Source organism: Vreelandella mediterranea, from assembly GCF_970647075.1.
Window position 1 is genome coordinate 792905 of the sequence record NZ_OZ310198.1, and the last position, 17921, is coordinate 810825.

16 protein-coding genes are annotated in these 17921 nt (G+C 59.5%); 10 read left to right on the plus strand and 6 right to left on the minus strand.

The genetic code is table 11. The annotated features are described in order from the left end of the window. Positions 1-87 precede the first annotated feature (87 nt). Positions 88-966, minus strand: coding sequence for a DMT family transporter (locus ACWFVE_RS03735; RefSeq protein WP_447527948.1), 879 nt, complete (start codon positions 964-966; stop codon positions 88-90). A gap of 118 nt (positions 967-1084) precedes the next feature. Here ACWFVE_RS03735 and ACWFVE_RS03740 point away from each other — a divergent pair, with 118 nt between their 5' ends. The 4 genes from ACWFVE_RS03740 (at position 1085) to ACWFVE_RS03755 (ending at position 5083) form a co-directional block, all read left to right on the plus strand. Continuing rightward, positions 1085-1957 carry a LysR substrate-binding domain-containing protein gene (locus tag ACWFVE_RS03740; RefSeq protein ID WP_447527949.1) on the plus strand — a complete coding sequence of 291 codons (873 nt, stop codon included), beginning with the start codon at positions 1085-1087 and terminating at the stop codon, positions 1955-1957. 50 nt (positions 1958-2007) lie between these two features. Continuing rightward, complete coding sequence (locus tag ACWFVE_RS03745) at positions 2008-2565, plus strand: cytochrome b (RefSeq protein ID WP_447527950.1); 558 nt, start codon at positions 2008-2010, stop codon at positions 2563-2565. Positions 2566-2593: 28 nt separating this feature from the next. After that, positions 2594-3316 carry a hypothetical protein gene (locus ACWFVE_RS03750; RefSeq protein WP_447527951.1) on the plus strand — a complete coding sequence of 241 codons (723 nt, stop codon included), beginning with the start codon at positions 2594-2596 and terminating at the stop codon, positions 3314-3316. Positions 3317-3418: 102 nt separating this feature from the next. Then, complete coding sequence (locus ACWFVE_RS03755) at positions 3419-5083, plus strand: multidrug ABC transporter permease/ATP-binding protein (RefSeq protein WP_447527952.1); 1665 nt, start codon at positions 3419-3421, stop codon at positions 5081-5083. On the opposite strand, the gene fhuF is transcribed toward ACWFVE_RS03755, so the two are convergent. Next, positions 5080-5850: a siderophore-iron reductase FhuF gene (gene fhuF, locus ACWFVE_RS03760; protein WP_447527953.1), complete on the minus strand. Its 771-nt coding sequence runs from the start codon at positions 5848-5850 to the stop codon at positions 5080-5082. The two genes, ACWFVE_RS03755 and fhuF, sit on opposite strands and share 4 nt — an antisense overlap. Positions 5851-5958: 108 nt before the next feature. After that, entirely contained in the window at positions 5959-6726 is a 768-nt protein-coding gene (locus ACWFVE_RS03765; RefSeq protein ID WP_447527954.1) for an ATP-binding cassette domain-containing protein, read from the minus strand. Positions 6727-6889: 163 nt separating this feature from the next. On the opposite strand from ACWFVE_RS03765, the gene fhuB reads away from it, so the two are divergent. Beyond that, positions 6890-8869 (plus strand): Fe(3+)-hydroxamate ABC transporter permease FhuB, encoded by a 1980-nt coding sequence (gene fhuB, locus ACWFVE_RS03770; RefSeq protein WP_447527955.1) that lies wholly within the window; start codon positions 6890-6892, stop codon positions 8867-8869. A gap of 6 nt (positions 8870-8875) precedes the next feature. Here the strand turns inward: fhuB and ltaE are convergent, their stop codons facing one another. Further along, entirely contained in the window at positions 8876-9880 is a 1005-nt protein-coding gene (gene ltaE / locus ACWFVE_RS03775; RefSeq protein WP_447527956.1) for a low-specificity L-threonine aldolase, read from the minus strand. Positions 9881-9968: 88 nt separating this feature from the next. On the opposite strand from ltaE, the gene ACWFVE_RS03780 reads away from it, so the two are divergent. Further along, positions 9969-11222, plus strand: a complete 1254-nt coding sequence (locus ACWFVE_RS03780; protein WP_447527957.1) for an NAD(P)/FAD-dependent oxidoreductase — start codon at positions 9969-9971, stop codon at positions 11220-11222. Between the two features lie 95 nt (positions 11223-11317). Here ACWFVE_RS03780 and ACWFVE_RS03785 read toward each other — a convergent pair whose 3' ends face one another. Then, complete coding sequence (locus ACWFVE_RS03785; RefSeq protein WP_447527958.1) at positions 11318-12079, minus strand: M48 family metalloprotease; 762 nt, start codon at positions 12077-12079, stop codon at positions 11318-11320. Positions 12080-12788: 709 nt separating this feature from the next. Next, a complete protein-coding gene (locus ACWFVE_RS03790) occupies positions 12789-12929 on the minus strand; it encodes a hypothetical protein (RefSeq protein ID WP_447527959.1) in 141 nt (46 codons plus the stop codon). A gap of 224 nt (positions 12930-13153) precedes the next feature. Here ACWFVE_RS03790 and ACWFVE_RS03795 point away from each other — a divergent pair, with 224 nt between their 5' ends. The 4 genes from ACWFVE_RS03795 to ACWFVE_RS03810 all read left to right on the plus strand — a co-directional run bounded on the left by ACWFVE_RS03795 (position 13154) and on the right by ACWFVE_RS03810 (position 17921). Continuing rightward, entirely contained in the window at positions 13154-14866 is a 1713-nt protein-coding gene (locus tag ACWFVE_RS03795) for a thiamine pyrophosphate-dependent enzyme (RefSeq protein WP_447527960.1), read from the plus strand. A gap of 507 nt (positions 14867-15373) precedes the next feature. After that, a complete protein-coding gene (kdgD, locus tag ACWFVE_RS03800; RefSeq protein ID WP_447527961.1) occupies positions 15374-16291 on the plus strand; it encodes a 5-dehydro-4-deoxyglucarate dehydratase in 918 nt (305 codons plus the stop codon). Positions 16292-16335: 44 nt separating this feature from the next. Beyond that, positions 16336-17328 (plus strand): TRAP transporter substrate-binding protein, encoded by a 993-nt coding sequence (locus ACWFVE_RS03805; RefSeq protein WP_447527962.1) that lies wholly within the window; start codon positions 16336-16338, stop codon positions 17326-17328. A gap of 56 nt (positions 17329-17384) precedes the next feature. Continuing rightward, a complete protein-coding gene (locus ACWFVE_RS03810; protein ID WP_447527963.1) occupies positions 17385-17921 on the plus strand; it encodes a TRAP transporter small permease in 537 nt (178 codons plus the stop codon).

Below are 17921 nucleotides of genomic sequence, written 5' to 3' on the forward strand. Positions count from 1 at the left end.
AACGAAAAACCGCCACGTTGTCGTGGCGGTTTTTTTGTTGATAGAAAAGCGTGTTTCGGGCTCGCCGAGTAAGAGAGGGAGTCCGGGTTAGCGGCCCGCTTTTAGACAGCCGACCACGACCAATACGGCGGCGGTGGGCAGGCGCCAGTCGAGTACGCTCATGCCGGCCAACACCAAAAGCAACCCGGCGAGAATCGGCACGCCGTAGGCCAGGCTGCCGACCAGGCTCGAATGCCCCCAGCGCAGCGCCTTGTCCCAGGCGACCATGGCGATGCCGTAAGGCCCAAGGCCCAGTGCGATACCGGCCAGCAGCGCTTCGCCGCTTGGCAGGGTCAGGTTGTTTTCAAGCACCAGGCTTGCGCTGGTAGCGATAGCGCAGGCAATCAATAGAAGGCGCGGTAGAAGCGGGGTCAGCGCGACCGGGGCGGTTTGCCCGAACCAGGAGTAGAGCGCCCAGCAGCACGCCGATAACAGCGCGATCGCGTAGCCGGTGACTTCACCTCCCAGCCCGCCGCTGATCGCCTGGGGTAGCAGCAGGAGCGAGGCGCCGGAGAACGCGATCAACGCGCCGATCACGCCTTCGATGCGCAGCTTTTTAAAGCGGCTGTACTGGCTAAGCAGTACGAAAAGCACCGGCCAGGTGTAGGTGATCAGCGCGGCTTCCGCTGCCGGGGCCAGCCGCATGCCGATGAAGTAGCTGCTCACCGCGCCTAGAATGAGCAGCGGCACGCCGATCCACACGCTAATGCGCCACCCCATGCTCAACGTGCTCACCCCGGTCTTGCGGCTCAGCGGCAGTGTGGCAAGCGCCCCGGCCAAAAGTGTCAGCGCGGTCAACTGCAGCGGTGTCGACGTATGCGCCATCTCCGCCAGCAGCGGCGCCACGCTCCAAAGCGCGACCGCGATAAGGGCGGCGCCGATACTGTATCCGCGAGAGGGGAGAACAGGGGTGTGAACGCGTTGCATGAAGCAGCTCCTTCTATATAAACAAACCTTGCCTTCTGTCAGTGGTGGTAAGCATAATCCTTGGTTAAACATCACAATATCGATCTTTAGTGATGATACCTATCAATAGTGGTGATATATGCGTGCACCCATTTTTGACTTGTCACTGCTTCGCACGGTGGTGGCCATTGCCGACACCGGCAGCGTCACCGCGGCGGCCAAACGCTTGGCCTATACCCAGTCCACGGTCAGCATGCAGCTGCAGCGCCTGGAAACGCAGCTGGATTTGACGCTGCATGAGCGGGAGGGCCGGCGGCTACGCTTTACCCAGGAAGGGGAGCGGCTTTTAGCCCACGCCAGGCGCCTGCTGGCGTTGAACGACGAGGCCTTTAGCGATATGCAAGCCCGCCAGGTAACCGGTGATCTGACCCTGGGCATTCCCGAGGATTACGCCTCGCTTTTGCCGTCGGTGTTCGCCTACTTTCACCAGCTTTACCCGGCGGTGGGGCTGACGGTGATCTGTGGAACCAGCGCGCACCTGGTGGAGCAGGTCAAAAATGCCGACATCGACCTTGCGCTGGTCACGCGCCAACGTAACTCGCCGGGCGGCGAGGTGATCCGGCGTGAGCCGCTTTTATGGGCGGTGGGCATGAACCAGCAGCCACTTTTGAGCGACCCGATCCCTTTGGCGCTTTATTCCCCCGGCGCGGATGTGTTTCGCGAAGTAGCCGAGCAGGCCCTGCAGGCGGCGGGGCGCGACTGGCGCGTGGCCTACACCAGCCAGTCGATGGCCGGGCTTGCGCCAATCGTGACCGCAGGGCTTGCGGTGGTGGTGGTGACCCGCAGTATGCTCACACCTTCGCTTCGCCCGCTGGACGAGTCGAGTGGGCTGCCCAGGCTTCCTTCCATCGAGCTTGCCCTGCACCGCGCGCCTCATCGGCCCACCGAGCCCGCTCGGCGGTTGGGAGAGTTAATTCGCGAACAGCTAGCGGCCATTGGCGAAGCGTTATAAGGTTAGGGGCAGCGTTTTACTCATAAAGATTTAGGCGTCAGGAGCAAGCGATGCACGAGCTGGATCACTATATTTATCCTCATCGGGTGCTGCACTGGCTGGTGGCGGCGGCGGTACTGGTGTCATTGGCGACGGGACTAACGCTTGGCACTTGGGGCTTCGAGCGTACGGCCAATTTTTTGGGAACGACCCTCACCAACCTTCTGTATACCGGGCATAAAACCCTGGGCGTGACGATTTTGCTACTGATGACCCTGCGTATCATCACGCGCATCGCTTTCGTGGTGCCAGACCATGACCCGCCCCTGAATGCGTTCGAGCGCATCGTCAGCAAAAGCGTACATCACCTTTTGTACATCGCGCTGGTGCTGATGCCGCTGATCGGTTGGGCGGCAACGGCCACCGGCGGCTACCCCGTCGAGTTTTTCAGCTGGCACTTGCCCGGGTTTTTCAGTGAGAACGCCGCGCTCTCCCAAACGCTTTTCGGCTGGCACGAACTGCTTGGCTGGGCCATTTTGGTGTTGGTGGTGCTTCACGTAGGCGGTGCGATGATCCACTGGCGTATCAAGCGCGACAACGTCACCAAGCGTATGAGCCTGTTCGACTGATCCAGGGCGGCTTCAAGGGAGTGAGGGTATGGCGCTGCAAATCGTCTTTGCGCTAGGGCTTGCCAGTGTCCATCTATTCGCCGGACGCTTGCAGCGCCTTAACGCCATCCCCCGAAGCGCCTGGCTCTCGTTTGCAGGCGGGGTGTCGGTGGGCTATGTATTCATTCATATCTTCCCGGCGCTAAGCGACGCCCACGATACCATCGAAGAGCACGGCCCCCTTTTCGTGCTGGAGCATAACGCCTATATCGTTGCTTTGGCGGGGCTTTGCGCTTTTTACGGACTGGAGCAGGGCGCCAAACGCTTTTCTTCCCACCGTGGCGGCTCTCAACGCGCTTCGCTGCACGAATCCCGCGGGGTGTTTTGGATCCACGTCGCCTCGTTCTCTCTCTACAACGCCCTGATCGGCTACCTGCTGGTGTATCGCGACAACCAGTTTCCGGATGTAGTGTTCTTCTTTCTGGCAATGTCGTTTCACTTTCTCGTCAACGACCACGCTCTGGTGCAGCACCACCGCCACACTTACCGCGCCGGCGGGCGCTGGGTGCTGGCCGCCTCGGTGCTGGTGGGTTGGCTGATCGGCAGCGCCGTGGAGGTGACCGAGGCGTTCGTGGGCGTGTTGTATGCGTTCGTCGCTGGGGGCATCGTGCTGAACGTGCTCAAGGAGGAACTACCGGAGGACCGGCACAGCCGCTTTTGGCCCTTTGCGCTGGGGGCGGCCGGGTGCGCTGCGCTGCTGATCTTTTCCTGAGGGCTTGAACGGACATCGTAAGTGCAAATGACAATCACTTGCTGATTGACTTGGCGGGTGAGTGCGTCACAATTCGCGGCTTACACCACGGGGGAGTCTCTAATGGAGTTGTTGCGGGTCGTCTTTACGCACTACCGCTGGGCCTTTCTTGGCGCCATGGGGTTGAGCCTTCTAAGCGCCGGGCTAGGGGTGGGGGTCATCGCCTTCATCAACCAGCGTTTGATCACCTCTGAGAGCACCTTCTCCGTACTGCTGCCCTTCATGGGGCTTTTGACGCTGCTTTTGGCGGTTACCCTGGCCACCCAGCTCGCGCTCACGCTATTGGGTCACTACTTCGTTTATAACCTGCGCTCCCGGCTTTTGAAACGCATGCTGGATACCGATATCGAGCGCCTCGAGCGGGCCGGTAGCGCCACGCTTTTGGCGAGCCTTTCAAGCGACGTGCGCAACATCACCATTGGCTTCGTACGCTTGCCGGAACTCGTGCAGGGCATCGTGATGAGCGTGGCGTGCGTTGCGTATCTTGCGTGGCTTTCGCCGGAGATGGTGCTGGTAACGGTGGCCTGGATGGCGGCTACCATGGGGATTGGCTGGTTACTGGTGTCCAAGGTGTACCGCCACTTTCATCTGGTGCGCGAAAGCGAAGATCTTTTATACCGGGACTACCAGACCGCTATCGAAGGGCGCAAGGAGCTAGCGCTCAACCGCGCGCGGGCGCAGCGCTTTTTCGACGATACCTACACGGCGAACGCCAAGACCTACCGCCACCATATCATTCGCGCGGATACCTACCATTTAAGCGCCAATAACTGGTCGAACATCATGATGCTCGGCGCGATCGGCGTGGTGTTTTTCATGGCCAACGTGCTGGGGTGGGCGGGCCAGGCCACGGCGGCGACCTTCGCGCTAACGCTACTTTTCCTGCGCACCCCTTTGATTCAAGCCATTGGTGCCTGGCCTACGCTGATCAGCGCCCAGGTGGCGTTCGATAAACTCAAAAGCCTCGAGCTTACCGAGTACCGGCCAGGTTTCGAGGTCGAGGATACGCTCAAAACCTGGCAGCGTATCGAACTGGTCGACGTGGTCTACCGCTACGAAGGCGAGGGGGGCGCGCAAAACGCCTTTCAGGTGGGGCCGTTGAATTTGACCCTTCAGCGTGGCGAGCAGGTATTTCTGATTGGCGGTAACGGCAGCGGCAAGTCGACGCTGGCGCGGCTTCTTTCCGGGTTGTACCGCCCACAAAGTGGCTACATTCAAATCGACGACCAGCGTATCGGTGCCGCCGAGTGGGACGCCTTTCGCGCCCGTTTTGCCAGCGTATTTACCGACTTCCACGCCTTCGATCAACTAATGGGCCCGGGGGGCGGTGCCGCTGAGCCGGCGCTGGTGGCTCGCTGGCTCGAGCGGCTGCAGATGACGCAAAAGCTTGCGTGGCAGGAGGACCGCGTCACCAACCCGACCCTCTCCCAGGGCCAGAAAAAGCGCCTAGCGCTGCTACTCGCCATTGCCGAAGAACGCGATGTGCTGCTGCTCGATGAGTGGGCAGCGGACCAGGACCCGCAGTTCCGGCGGCTTTTCTACCGTGAGCTGTTGCCGCATCTAAAGGCCATGGGAAAAACCGTGTTCGCGATCAGCCACGATGACAGCTACTTCGTGCACGCCGACCGGCTTTTGGAAATGGCGAAGGGGGAGTTGATCGAGTTAACCGGAGAGCAGCGCCAGCAGGCAAGCGCGGACGCCGTGGCGCAGATCAGCCCAGGCGGCTAGCGCTTGCGGGCGCGTCGGTCGCAGCCCTCGAGCGGGCAGTTGCTACACACCTCGAACTCGTCCAGCAGGTAGCGCAAGCAGCAAAGCTTGCGCACTTGCTTCACTTCATCCGACCCCCGGGGCGTGAAACTTTTCACAGGCTGGTAGAGCGGGTTGCGTTGGCCGTCGAGGGTGCGCGACTCCAAAAGCGCCCGGGCGTCCTTCAAAGCGGCTGGCTGTACGAAAGGGTGCTCGGCTAAAAGATTGACGTAGTAGTCGAGGTACCCGCCGGCATTGCTCCAAAATACCCGGGGCGCGGCGCCGGAAAGCGCGGATAGCCGTTCGATCAGCGGCGCCCAGTGGCCGTCGATCAGCGCGGCAAAGCGCTTGGCCGGGTCACGGGTGGTGACCGGCTCGCCGCCCTGGGCAAGCCAGAGCCCCTGGGCGCAGCCCTGGGTGTTGAGTAGCACGTAAGCCTCGTCCAGGCTAACCGGCAGTGCCCGGTCGAGCAGCAGGTGCGAGACCACGGTGGGCACGGTCAGCGTGCTGAACAGCCACTTCGACCAAAGCGAGACGATGGCGCGGCGGTCGCCACCGGGAAACTGGGCGGCGTACTGCGCGATGTCCTGCTCCAGCAGCGCCGGGTTGCGCCAGCGCGCGGCCTTTATTGCCCCCGGGGGCGGCTCGCCGCCAATGTGCGGCGGCGCCAAATGGGCCAAGCGGTCGGTGTAGCACTCGGCCAGGGTGGCGGGGCGCCGGGGTTCGGGTTCGCGTAGGGCCAGGGGCATCGTCGCTCTCCTCATCCAGGGCGGGGCAGCGCCCCGGCGTGTTCTACATTGACCAGATTAGTCAATAATGGTTATCAATTAAACCCGTAGGCCGATCACTTTGCGTACTTACTGGGCCACGGCAATGGAGTGGTGGCCGCTAGGGTGGTCGATGACCTGCATGGGCAATCCGTAAATCGCCTCCAGGGTCGGCGCGTGCATCAGCTCCCCGGGCGTGCCCTGGGCCAGCAGACGGCCGCTGTGCAGCGCGATCAGTTCGTCACAGTAGCGCGAGGCCATGTTGATATCGTGCAGTACGATGATCACGCCCAGATCGAGCTCGTCGCAGAGCTTGCGCACCAGCGCCAGCACCTCGACCTGATGGGCGATGTCCAGCGCGGCTAGCGGCTCGTCCAGCAGCAAAAACCGGCTGCCCTGGGCGAGCAGCATGGCAAGCCACACCCGCTGGCGCTCGCCGCCGGAGAGCGTATCGACCAAGCGGTCAGCGAAGGCCTCGGTATGGGTCAGGCGAATGGCGCGCTCGATCGCGGCTTTATCTTTTGGGGTATGGCGGCCCAAAAGCCCATGCCAGGGGTAGCGGCCAAAGCCGATCAGCTCGCGGCTGGTCAGGTTCTCCGCGCGGGGTAACTGTTGGGGTAGGTAGGCCACCTGACGGGCGAACTCGCGATGGCCCCACTGGGAAAGCGGGCGCTGGTCGAAATGGATGGCGCCTTCGGTGAGCGGCTGCTGCTGCGCGAGCAGCTTGATCAGCGTCGATTTACCCGAGCCGTTATGGCCGATCAGGCCGACGACCTTGCCCTGCTCGAAGGTGTGCTCGATGGCGTGAAGCAAAGGCTTGCCGGCAATGGTAAAGCTTGCGTTCAAGACCTCGAACATGCACGGCTCCCGTGGTTTGGCGAATTGATCGTCCAATTGTAGTGTTAATACTTATCATTTAGAATCCTGCGCTTGAATTATTTTCTCTCACTTCTTGCCGACCGGGCTGCTCCATGACAACGCTTGCTCCTGTATTGACTGCTCTTTTAGGCGTTGGGTCGGCATGTCACTAAAACTTCGCGTCACCCCCTTTACCACCTGTGTCTTGCTCGGCCTTCCGCTGCTTTTGTTGCTGGCACTGGCTTTGGCGGAGCAGGGCGGTGTTGCCAACAGCGTAAGTGGGCTTTTTAGCCCGGATTTTGCCAGCGCCGAGACGCTACTACTTCATTTTGCCTGGTGGCCGCGGTTTTTGATGGCGCTACTGGCCGGCGGCGCATTGGCCCTTGCCGGGGTGTTGATGCAGCAGGTGTTACGTAATCCGCTGGCCTCGCCCACCACCCTGGGGGTCGCATCGGGTGCCAATCTCGGCCTGATGATGGCGACGCTGCTGGCCCCCGGGCTTTTGGCTTACGGGCGCGAGTGGGTGGCACTTGGCGGCGGCGCGGCCGCCATGGCGCTGGTATTCGGGCTTGCCTGGAAGCGCCGGCTGGCGCCGGTCGTGGTGGTGCTGGCAGGGCTTGTGGTCAACCTTTACCTTGGGGCTCTGGCCACCGCACTTTTACTGTTCAACCACGAAACCCTGGCGGGGCTTTTGATCTGGAGCGCGGGGTCGCTGGCGCAAAACGGCTGGGAGGGCGTGGCCACGCTTTCGCTTAGGCTTTTGCTGAGCGGGGTGGCCGCCGTGCTATTGATCCGCCCGCTGGCGGTGTTGGAGCTCGACGACGCCAGCGCCAAAAGCCTTGGGCTTTCGCTTAAATATCTGCGCCTGACCGGGCTGGGGCTGGCCGTTTTCATCACCGCAAGCGTGGTCAGCGTGGTAGGGATCGTGGGCTTTATCGGCCTGGCGGCGCCGAACATCGTACGCATGGCCGGGGCGCGGCGGCTGGGGTCGCGCATGCTCTACTCGGTGGTGCTGGGCGCGGTGCTGCTCGCCACCACCGACCTGTTGCTGCAACGCTTCTCCGGCCAGCTTGCCACACTGCTGCCGACCGGGGCGATTACTGGTGCCCTGGGCGCGCCGCTACTGCTTTGGCTGATCCCGCGCTTGAAGCTGCAAAGCGATCAGCCCCCGCAGGCCACGGGGGTGACCATGCTTCGCCATTCGGCACCCGGGCGGCGGGCCCTGTGGCTGCTGCTTTTGCTGGCGGGCGCGGCTTTGCTGGGGCTAACGGTCGGCCAAAGCGGCCACGGGCTCAACCTGGTGTCGCCCTTCGACGCCGCAGTGATGGAGTGGCGCGCGCCCCGCGTGATGGCCGCGGCGGCTAGTGGCTTGATGCTGGCGGTGGCGGGCACCCTTTTGCAGCGTCTTTCGGCCAACCCCATGGCAAGCCCCGAGGTGCTGGGTATCAGTGGGGGTTGCGCCATTGCGCTGATTCTGGGCATCTACTGGCTGCCCACGCCGGGGAGCGCTCAGTTGGTGGGGGTGGGGACGTTAGGCGCGCTGGCGACCCTGGCGCTTCTGGTCCTGCTCAACAAGAGAAGCGGCTTCCTGCCCGAGCGTCTGCTGCTGAGCGGCGTGGCGGTCAGCGCTCTGTTCGATGCGGTGCGTGGCGTGATTTTGGCCGGCGGCGACCCGCGCGGCCAGCAGGTGATCGCCTGGCTTGCCGGCTCGACCTACTATGTGGATATTCAAAGCGCGCTGTTGGTGGGCGCCGCCGCCGCCGGGCTGCTTCTCTTGGCGCTGCCCTTTACTCGTTGGCTGGATATTCTACCGCTGGGGGCGGCCACCGCGCGGGGGCTGGGCATCGGCTTGAACCGGGCCCGGCTGGCCTTGCTGCTACTGGTGGCGGTGCTGACCGCCTGCGCCACCCTGGTCGTCGGCCCGCTTTCTTTCATCGGGCTTTTGGCCCCGCACATGGCACGCCTGGCCGGTTTCTCCCGCGCCTGGTGGCATCTTTTGGGCGCGGGGCTGATCGGTATGCTGCTGATGGTGCTGGCGGATTTCATCGGTCGCCAGGTGATGTTTCCCTACGACATTCCAGCGGGCCTGGTCGCCTCGCTCATCGGTGGCGCCTACTTCATGTGGGGGCTGCGCCGCCTGTAGGCCGGCTTAGCGGTCGAAATACGCCTGCATCACCTCGAGCACGCGCTCGATATCGTCGTCGCTAATGTCGCGGTGTACGACAAAGCGCGTGGCGTAAAGCAGGTCGAGCAAAATGTCGTGTTCTTCGAGCCACTTGGCCAGCCCCTCGACATGGCCTTCATCGACCTGGGCGAACACCATGTTGGTCGCCTGGGAGGTCACCGTAATGCCGGGTAGCGCGGCCAGCCCTTTGCCCAAACGTGCGGCCCGGCGGTGGTCGTCGGCCAAATCCGCCACGTGGTGGTCTAGGGCGTGCTGGCAGCCGGCGGCAATGATACCCGCCTGGCGCATACCGCCGCCCACCACCTTACGCCAGCGCCGGGCTTTATCGATCAGCGCGTGGGAGCCGACCAGTGCCGAGCCGATCGGCGCGCCCAACCCTTTGGAAAAGCACAGCGACACGCTATCGAAGGGTGCGCAAAGTTTTTCGAGCGAGGTGTCCGTGGCCACCGCGGCGTTGAACAGGCGCGCGCCATCCAGGTGGGTGGCCAGGCCGTGTTCGCGGGCAAGTGCGGTGGCGCGCTGGATGTATTCGAAAGGCAGCACCTTACCGCCGATGGTATTTTCGAGCGCCAACAAGCGCGTGCGCGCGAAGTGAATATCGTCGGCCTTGACCGCAGCGGCTATTTTCTCCAGCGGCAAGCTGCCATCCGGCGCGTTTTCGATAGGCTGGGGCTGAATGCTGCCCAGCACCGCAGCGCCGCCGCCTTCATAGCGGTAGGTGTGGGCATTTTGTCCCACGATGTATTCGTCGCCGCGCTCGCAGTGGGCCATCAGGCCGACCAGGTTACTCTGTGTGCCGCTTGGGAAGAGTAGGGCCGCCTCCTTGCCGGTACGCTGGGCAAGATGGCGCTGGAAGGCGTTGACGGTGGGGTCGTCGCCCCAGACATCGTCGCCCACCGGGGCGGCCAGCATCGCCTCGCGCATGGCGCTGCTCGGGCGCGTGACGGTATCGCTTCGTAAATCAATCATGCCAGGCTCCTCTACTTTTCATGCGGCGTAGGGACAATTCTTTGTCCAGACACTATGGTTAACAGGACAACCTTGAGAAGGCAATTAAATGGATCTTAAAAGCGGTTATCCGTTCTGGGCGGTAAAAAATGGCCTGCTTGTTTCCTTTCCCCAACTGGACCACGACCATACCTGCGACGTCGTTGTCATCGGCGGTGGCATTACCGGCGCGCTGATCGCTGATGAGCTTAGCCAGCACGGCCACCACGTGGTCGTCTTCGAGCGTCGCGATATCGGCTGGGGCAGCTCCGCGGCGAGCACCGCGCTTTTGCAGTATGAAATCGATACCCACATGGTGGAGCTTGCCAAACGGTATGACGAGCCCCATGCGGTGATGGCCTATCAAGGCTGCGGCGAGGCGATTTTATCGCTCGAGCGGCTGGCCGGTGAGCTTGGCAAGGTCTCCTTCGAGCGTCAGGAAAGCCTCTACTACGCCTCGAGCGAAGACGATGTCGACGCCTTGAAAGCCGAGTACGCGCTGCGTGACAAGCACGGCTTCGATATGGAGTGGCTGGATCGCGAGGCGCTTTATGAGCGCTACGCTATCGATGCGCCCTGCGCGATTCTTTCGAAGCTCGCTGCGAGCCTGGACCCTTACCTGATGGCGTACCGGCTTTTCGAGCGTGTCCAACGCCAGGGCGGCGAGGTATTCGATCGTACCGAAGTGGCGAGTCTTTCGCCCGATGAGCAAGGGGTGGTGGTTACCTTGAAAAATGCTGCCCGGGTGCGCGCTAAAAAGGTGATTATAGCGGCGGGCTACGAATCACAGCGCTGGCTCGACAAGCCGGTGGCGAAAAACCGCAGCAGCTACGCCTTCGTGACCGACCCCATTGCGCCACAGGTGCTGGGCAAGCTTCGCCATACCCTGGTGTGGGAGTCTGCCAGGCCCTATCTCTATATGCGTTCCACCGATGAAGGGCGGCTTTTGGTCGGCGGTGATGACGACGACAACGACGTGCCCAAGCGCCGCGACGAACGCGTGATGGAAAAAGCCCATGGGCTCGCCCACAAGGTCGAGTCGCTTTGGCCTGGGCTTGCGATCAACCCGACCTTCTGCTGGGCCGGCACGTTCGCCGAGACCGACGACGGGCTGCCGTATTTTGGCCCCGTCGAACGCTGGGGGCCGCACGTGCATTTCGCGCTGGCCTACGGCGGCAACGGTATCACCTATTCGATGATGGGCGCACCGCTGCTGCGGGCTCTGATCGAGGGATCCACCCACCCGCTGGCCGCCTTCTTTTCTTTCGAGCGGCGGTTAAGCGAGCCTGCTGATGAACACGACCCCGTACCTTCTCACGCATGAGAAGCGGCTCGCATGGGCTTTACCGAGCAGGGAAACGTGACGAGGCGTGAAAAGGCGCCTACCCGAATGACGGGTAGACGCCTTGGGCGGGGCGATTAATTGAGCGAGTTGGATAGCCGGCTGGCTCGATCACCCGGCGCCGGGTGGCTGGAGAAGAAGCTGCTGTTATTACCGTATTGCGCTTCCATTTTGCGCAGCGCGGAGACCGATGCCTCGGCATTCAGGTTTTGGCTCTGCAGCATTTGCAGGGCGTAATCGTCGGCTTCGTTCTCCTGGCTTTGCGAGAACTGGGCATTGATGAGCTCTTCGCCCAGATCACCAAGCTCCGAGGAGGAAAGTACCGCTGCGGTAGAGCTACCGCTTGAAACGGCGGCTTCACGGGCAGCAGAGGCGGCGTAGGCCACCTGGAAGGCTTTTTTGGAATGGCCCAGTGCGACGTGGCCGATCTCGTGGGCGATGACGTAGCGAACTTCGTCATCGTTCATTTCATCCATCAGCCCGCTATAGAGGCGGATAGAGCCGTTCGGCACCGCGAAAGCGTTCATTTCGGATTGCTGATAAACGTTGAAGTCTAACTGGTGGCCTTCCACTTCTTCCCAGCCTTGGGTCAAGCGCTGCAGGCGGGTAGCGTACTGACTATTGGTGTCCACCAACTGACTTTCGGCGTCCAGCTGGGCAATGGTTTGATCACCGATCTGTTGGATTTGCTGATCGGACATCATGGCGGCGCCGGCCATATTGGTGCCCGCTGACATCAGGCCCCCCAGGTCTGCGCCAGATTGACAGCCGCTCATCGCCAATACGGCGCTCAAGGTTAATGCGTAGCGGGTTTTCGATCCTAAAAACGGGGTCTGCATTGTCAGTTCCTTAATGAATGAGCTTGTTTAAACACTTTTTGAATTAGTAAAGCCTGTTCGAGGCTAACTAATGTTAACCGAGAATGTATAGGAGGACCACCCATTTTAAAAACGCGCTAAGCCGCTATGAAGCTTTATGGGTTTTTATGAAAAAGCGCCAGGAAGGCGGCTAAAGACAGCAGGTCAACCATGGAGTGAGGGCTTTAGCAGGTTTGGTAAAAGAGGCGCTTTATTGGCGTTTTTATCGGTATTTTAGCCAATTATTTATATAAATTATTGTAAAATATAACTTTTTTATTTCCTTGAATGACCGGCTAAGTGCTTTCATGTATTCAAGTGTAGGGTGTCAATGAACAAACAGTGCCCGTATCGCTTTGGCGGTCTATAAGGCTGGTTATAAAAACATAGACAAAAGAAGACGCCTTGTAAGCAAATGCTTACAAGGCGTCGCGCATTGCGCTAACGGTTTAGCGAAGCTTCTTTAATGAAGTTTCTTGCTTTAACGCCAATGCGTCACGACCTATTACCGAAGCAGCGGGAAAAGCAGGATGTGGTATTACGATCGAGTGCTGGGTCTGTCTGAAAAGTCGACGAGCGAAGACAAGACAAGGCAAAAATTGGCGAAAAACGGAGTTTACATATGTAAATGAGTATTTTTGGCCAATTTTTAACGCCGTATTGTCGAGCGCAGGCACTTTTCAGACAGAGCCTAGCCCAACCCCTTGGAGCTGCTTAACTGGTCGGTATATTCGGCAATCCCTTCGCTGGCGGCGTACTGCCAGACTGCCTGTGCTTGCCAAAAGGCGAGTACTTCCTGATCAAGGCAAGCACCGGATGTCGATAAGCTCATGTTGAATCCTCTGCAGGTTATACCACCAGGCTTTGCCCTAAAAGCCGGCACTGACTCAGTGCAAGCCAACGTCACCGCGGTTTTGGACCCCTAACCGCGGTCATAGACCCCTAGTATAGCAGCTTTGTTGCATTGCAGCATAAAGAGAACGTCCGTGCGTTCGGCAAAACCCCGGTTCAGGGCTAAGCTAAGAGACCACATCAACGCTGTGAAGGGAGTCGCCCATGAGTTCTAATGTCGCCGAGATACTGGTCAATACGCTGCAAAACGCCGGTGCCAAGCGCTGTTACGGCGTCGTGGGGGACTCGCTCAACCACTTCACCGACGCGCTCCGACAAAGCGACATCGAGTGGATCGGCGTGCGCCATGAGGAAGTGGGGGGCTTTGCCGCCGGCGGCGAGGCGTACATGACCGGCGAGCTCGCGCTGTGCGCCGGCTCCTGCGGGCCAGGCAGCCTGCACTTCGTCAACGGACTTTTCGACGCCCACCGCAACAACGCGCCGGTGGTGCTGATCGCAAGCCACATTGCGCTGGGCGAAATCGGCAGCCAGTTCCCCCAGGAAGTGGATCAATCCCACATTTTCAAGCAGTGCAGCGTGTTCTGCGAAACCGTGGTGTCCGCCGAACAGGCCGGGCGCATGGCGGCCATGGCTGCGCAGGCGGCCATTAGTAAGCGCGGCGTAGCGGTGCTGATCGTTCCTGGCGACGTCATGACGCAACAGCCCGCCGGCGAATTGAGCTTTAAAACGCACACCTTCGACTACTCGATTCGCCCCAGCGCCGAGGCGCTCGTGCCCGCCGTTCAAGAGCTCAATAAAGGCGGCAAGATCACGATTTTTGCTGGCGCCGGCTGCGAGGATGCCCGCGAGCAGGTCATCGCCTTGGCCGAAAAGCTTCAAGCGCCCATCGCCTGGACCTCTCGGGCCAAGAACTACATCGAGTACGATAACCCCTACCAGGTCGGGATGACCGGTGTGTATGGGCTGGAAGGGGGCTATCACGCGGTGGCGGAGTGCGACACGCTATTGCTGCTCGGGTGCAGCTTCGCCTTCGCCCAGTTCTACCCGGAAGGCGCGCGCATCATTCAGGTCGATCACGAGCCCACCCAGATTGGCAAGCGCTACCCGGTGGATGTCGGTATCGTTGGCAGTATTGCCGAAACCTGCGAGGCGCTAAACCAGACCGTTCAGCCCAATAGTCATTCCGCTTGGCTCGACAAGTGCTTGAAGCGCTACAAGAAGTCTCTCGAAAAGTCGGCCCACGACACCAGGGACAATAAGACGGTTCACCCGCAAGAGCTGACCCTGGCCATCGACCGCTTAAGCGATGAAAATGCGATGTTCACTGCCGACACGGGCAGTGTGAATGTCTGGATGCTGCGCCACATCCATACTTCAAAAGAGCGGCGTACGCTTTCGAGCCTGCAACACGGCACCATGGCCAATGCCTATCCGCAGGCGCTAGGGATTCAACTGGCCTATCCTGACCGTCAGGTCATCGCCATGTGTGGCGACGGCGGCCTTTCGATGCTGATGGGCGACTTGCTTACGCTGGTCCAGCGCAAAATCCCGCTTAAGATCGTGGTCTACAACAACCAGTCGCTGAGTTTCGTCGAACTGGAGCAGAAGGTCGAGGGAATGCTGGACGCCTACACCGAGCTTCAAAACCCTAACTTTGGCGAAGTGGCCAGTGCCGTTGGGCTTTGGGGTAAACGCGTGGAGCGCGAGGACGAGCTGGAGAGCGCGATCACCGAGTGGCTCAACCAACCCGGGCCCGCGCTTTTGGATGTCATGACCAACCCGATGGAGCTGGTCATGCCGCCCAAGGTAGCGGCGGGGCAGGTGGGCGCGACCGCCCTCTACTCGGCCAAGGCCGTGCTGAGCGGGCGCATGGACGAGGTCGTGCATCTGGTGAAGAGCAACTTTTTGAAACGCTAGGCCCGAAACACGACTCGCCCCAAAAGCGGGCGGGTCGCTTTGACTTTGCCTTTACAACCCCAGAATAGGGTCTGCGACTACGTGTACTGTCCGATCTGTATCAGAAGCTTTTTGCCCTCGGTTGCGGCTTTCCAATATCGAGGCGGACGCCTTAATCCTCGTCGTTGACATGCGCGGCATTGTGGGGCTTGGTTGGGCACTGACGCGCTTTCCCCTCCTTTCGATACTACACTGCTGGATAACCTGTTGATCACGTTAAGCGGTGTACGTTTTTCGGCACCATTTTGTGGGCGGACTTCAACCTGTATGCGAATGCATTCTGATCGCCGTCAGTATTCTTCTTGATGGCTGGGTGCCCATAGCACTTTGGTCGAGCTCGGCGCTATTTAGCTTGCATAGCCTGGAAGGGTTGAGTACTTTTCAATTTGTATGATGTATTACAAATTTAAGAGTATTTAGGGATTAAACCACCCAAAAATTTTGATTTATTAAGATGAGGGTACTGGTATGAAATTCTCCAAAGAACAAGTAATAAAAGCAGTTGGAGATGGATTGCTATCATTTCCCATTACCGATTTTGACGAAAATGGAAAGTTCGACGAGCAAAGCTACCGTCAACGCTTGGAGTGGTTTGTCAGCCATGATATTTCCGCCGTCTTCGTAGCGGGTGGCACCGGTGAATTTTTTAGCCTGACACTTGATGAATATCGTGAGGTCGTGCGTGTTGCCGTCGAGGTTATTGACGGTAAGCTACCGGTCATTGCCAGTGCTGGACTGAGCGTGGAAGCCGGTAAAGCCTTTGTCGAAGCCGCTGATGAAGCTGGGGCCGACGGCGTCTTGCTGATGCCGCCTTACTTGACCGAGTGTCCTCAGGAAGGGCTAGTCGAGTATGCAAAGCAGATCTGCGACTCTACCCCCATTAATATTATCTACTACAACCGAGGTAACGGCGTTCTCAACGCTAGCTCTGTAAAGTATCTCGCCGAGGCCTGTCCGAATCTGATTGGCCTCAAGGATGGCAAAGGCGATATTCAGGCGCTTAATAAGATCATTAAAACTGTTGGCGACCGCCTTGTTTATGTGGGTGGCGTGCCCACGGCTGAAATCTTTGCCGAAGCATATCTATCGATTGGCGTTAATACCTACTCCTCTGCAGTCTTTAATTTTGTACCCGACATGGCAGTGACGTTCTACAAGGCGTTACGGCAGGGTAACAAGGCGACCGTGAAAAAAATCACGACCGAGTTCTTCATTCCTTTTATCGATCTACGTGATCAACAAGCAGGCTATGCGGTTAGCCTGATCAAAGAAGGCGCGGATATTATTGGCCGTCCGGCAGGGAGTGTGCGTGCGCCTCTAATCATGCCGAACCGAGAGCAGCGTCAACAGTTAGAGCGACTGATCGATAAAGCCCGCTCTTTTTGAGTGCTACACCCTCCAATGTCTTAACCAAGCAAGAGGTAGCAAAAATGAAAACAACAATGATCCATCGTCAGGCGCTAATGGCCCTTGCCGGCGTATCGCTTCTGACCGCCGCCGTATCCGCTCAGGCCGACAACTGGAGGGGGTGGAATATTCACCCCGACGGGTATCCTAACTCAGAGGCGCTGGCCGCGTTTGCTGAAGCCGTCGCCGAGCGTACGGAAGGGCGTGTTACGCCGCGCGTCTACAACAACGCCGTGTTGGGCGATCAGTCCGATGCCATCGAGCAGACGCGCAACGGCGCGCTCGACTTCGCCAATTTCAACATGGGCCCGATGGGACCCATCGTGAATGAAACCAACGTGTTCTCGCTGCCGTTTCTGTTTACCGATATCGACCACATGCACACGGTGATGGATGGCGAGATCGGCGAACGTTTCGCGGATGCGCTCGAAAATCAGGGGCTGGTCGTCCTCTCATGGTTCGATTCCGGGGCACGCAGTATATACAACACCCAGCGTCCGATTCGCACGCCGGAAGACGTTCAAGGTCTGAAAGTGCGTGTCATGAACAATGACCTTTACGTGCAGATGATGGAAGCATTGGGCGGCAACGCCACCCCCATGGCCTACGGCGAGGTGTATCAGAGTTTGACCACCGGCGTACTGGATGGCGCGGAAAACAACTACCCCTCATTTGAATCGAGCAACCACTACGAAGCGGCGGAGTACTTCTCTCTTACCGAGCACCTGATCATTCCCGAGTGCCTGTGTGTGGCCAAGGCGAGCTGGGACGCGCTCTCCGAAGAAGATCAGGAAATCGTGCGTGAAGAGGGTATGAACGCTTCACAAATGCAGCGCGATCTGTGGGTCGAAAGCTCCGAAGAAAGTCGTCAGATCATCCTTGATTACGGCGTTGAAATTAATGAAGTCGATGACAAGGAAGCCTTCCAGGCGTTGATGGAGCCGATGTACGAAGAATTCATCGCCAACAACCCCGGCACCGGCGAGCTGATCGAGGAAATCAGAGCCGCTCAATAATCTTTTGTCCGATGTGCTCGGCGCTTGGGCGCCGAGCACTAAAAAGGATGTGTGCCGTGAGTATAGAACTTGAAACGCCTGACGAGCAGAAAAGCCGTCCAGAAGGCAGCTCGATCAACCGTGCGTTGGATTTAATCGCCGCCCTGTGCGTGGGGGTGGCAGGTATCATGTTGGTCGTGTTGATCGCGACCTTCGGCTGGCTCGTTTTTGGCCGCTACGTGCTCAACAATACACCCACCTGGGTTGAGCAGAGCTCGCTGGTACTGGTGGTCTATATCACCTGTCTGGGAGCCGCCGCCGGGGTGCGCTACCACAGCCATCTCAATATCGATTTTGTTCGCGAGAGCTTTCCGCCGGTGCTGCGTTCGCTTATGCACCACGTGTCCGATCTATTCATTCTCGTCTTTGGCGGTTTCATGACGGTACAGGGCTGGCAGTTAGTGATGACCAATACTCAGCGAGCCATCCCCATGATCGGCCTGCCGGAGAGTTATCGCGCCGCGCCGTTGGTGATTTGCGGCGTGCTAATCATGCTGTTTTCCGGAACCGATATCGTCCAGCGACTGCTGTCTCGTACCACGGAGAGGACCTAG